Source organism: Xanthobacter autotrophicus (genome assembly GCF_030015065.1).
GTDB lineage: Bacteria > Pseudomonadota > Alphaproteobacteria > Rhizobiales > Xanthobacteraceae > Xanthobacter > Xanthobacter autotrophicus_D.
Genome location: NZ_JAIVFN010000233.1, coordinates 1 through 2,193 on the forward strand (window position 1 = coordinate 1; position 2,193 = coordinate 2,193).

Consider the following 2,193-nt stretch of genomic DNA (forward strand, 5'->3'; position numbering starts at 1 on the left):
GGCAGGGCATGTGGCCAGCAGGCCCCCACCCTAACCCTCCCCCGCAAGCGGGAGAGGGGACGGCCCGCTCCCGCTTTCCCATCACGCGAATTCCAGGATCACCGCATCCACGGCGAGGCTGTCTCCGGCCTTGGCGTGGACCGCCTTGATAATGCCGTCACGCTCGGCGCGCAGCACGTTCTCCATCTTCATGGCTTCCACGATGGCGAGGATCTCGCCGTTCTTCACCTCCTGGCCGGGGGTGACGGCGATGGAGACCACGAGGCCCGGCATGGGGCACAAAAGCTCCTTGCCGCCGCCGGCGGTTTCCTTCTTCGGCATCAGCGCCGCCAGCGAAGCCGACAGCTCGGTATAGACCCGCGCCTTGGTGGCGATGCCGCGATGGGCCAGCACGTAGCCGTTGGGGATGGTGCGCACCTGCACCGCCACCTGGTCGGCGTCGATGGTGCCGGACCACACCACGTCGCCGGGCTTCCAGGCGGAGCGCAGCAGGTGGGTGTGACCCGCCGTGCCGTCGGCGTCGAAGATCTGCACCTTGTAGCCGCCGTCCACCGCTTCCACCTCGCACGGGGTGGAAAGGGTCGCCTCGGCGGCGGAGAGGTGCACGATGCGGCGCTTGGCGAAGGCCACCGGCACGCCGGAAGTCTGGCCGGAAATGTGGCGCTTGCGGGCGTTGTGGATGTGGTCGATCACCGCCGCAACGGCTGACAGGGTGTGCACCAGCTCGCCCTCGGGCGCACGGGCGTGGAAGCCGTCGGGATACTCCTCGGCGATGAAGCCGGTGGACAGATTGCCCGACTGCCAGCGCGGATGGGACATGAGCGCCGACAGGAACGGGATGTTGTGGCCGATGCCGTCGATGGCGAAGGCGTCCAGCGCGTCCGCCTGCGCCTCAATGGCGATGGCGCGGGTGGGGGCGTGGGTCACCAGCTTCGCGATCATGGGATCGTAGAAGATGGAGATTTCCCCGCCCTCGTACACGCCGGTGTCGTTGCGCACGGTGATGGGGCCGTCCTTGCCTTCGGCCGGCGGGCGGTAGCGCACCAGGCGGCCGGTGGAGGGCAGGAAGTTGCGGTAGGGGTCTTCCGCATAGATGCGGCTTTCCACCGCCCAGCCGGTGAGCTTCACGTCGTCCTGGGTGATGGAGAGGGGCTCGCCCGCCGCCACGCGGATCATCTGCTCCACCAGGTCGATGCCGGTGATGAGCTCCGTGACCGGATGCTCCACCTGCAGGCGGGTGTTCATCTCGAGGAAGTAGAAGCTCTTGTCCTGCCCGGCCACGAACTCCACCGTGCCGGCGCTGTCATAGCCCACGGCCTTGGCGAGGGCCACGGCCTGCTCGCCCATCTTCCTGCGGGTGGCCTCGTCCAGCAGCGGGGAGGGGGCTTCCTCCACCACCTTCTGGTTGCGGCGCTGGATGGAACACTCGCGCTCGCCCAGATAGATGACGTTGCCGTGCTTGTCGCCCAGCACCTGGATCTCGATGTGGCGCGGATCGACGATGAACTTCTCCACGAACACGCGGTCGTCGCCGAAGGAGGATTTGGCTTCCGACTTGGCGCGGTCGAAGCCGTCCTGCACCTCGTCGCGGCTATAGGCGATGCGCATGCCCTTGCCGCCGCCGCCGGCGGAGGCCTTGATCATCACCGGATAGCCGATCTCGTCGGCGATCTTGGCCGCCTCGACCCCGCTCTCCAGTACGCCGAGATAGCCGGGGACGGTGGAGACCTTGGCCGCCGCCGCCGCCTTCTTGGACTCGATCTTGTCGCCCATGGCCTCGATGGCGTGCGGGTTGGGACCGATGAAGACGATGCCGTGCTCCGCCAGGAGCTTGGGGAAGGAGGCGCGCTCGGAGAGGAAGCCGTAGCCCGGGTGGACGGCTTCGGCGCCGGTGAGCTTGCAGGCCTCCACGATCTTCTCGGCGATCAGGTAGGACTGGGCGGCCTGGGGCGGGCCGATATGCACCGCCTCGTCGGCCATCTCCACATGGAGGGCGTCCTTGTCGGCGTCGGAATAGACGGCGACGGTCTTGATGCCCATCTTGCGCGCCGTCTTGATGACGCGGCAGGCGATCTCACCCCGGTTCGCGATCAGGATTTTTGAGAACATTTAAGTGTCTCCCGCGCCTTGGGCGCTGAAATCTTGAGAAGCTGTCTCTTATACACCTCTGACGCTGCCGACGACTTAATAGAT

General features: G+C 66.8%; 1 protein-coding gene. It reads right to left on the reverse strand.

The genetic code is table 11. The features are described 5' to 3' along the window. Positions 1-81 precede the first annotated feature (81 nt). Complete coding sequence (locus tag K9U40_RS22645; RefSeq protein ID WP_282892351.1) at positions 82-2,109, reverse strand: acetyl-CoA carboxylase biotin carboxylase subunit; 2,028 nt, start codon at positions 2,107-2,109, stop codon at positions 82-84. Positions 2,110-2,193 lie beyond the last annotated feature (84 nt).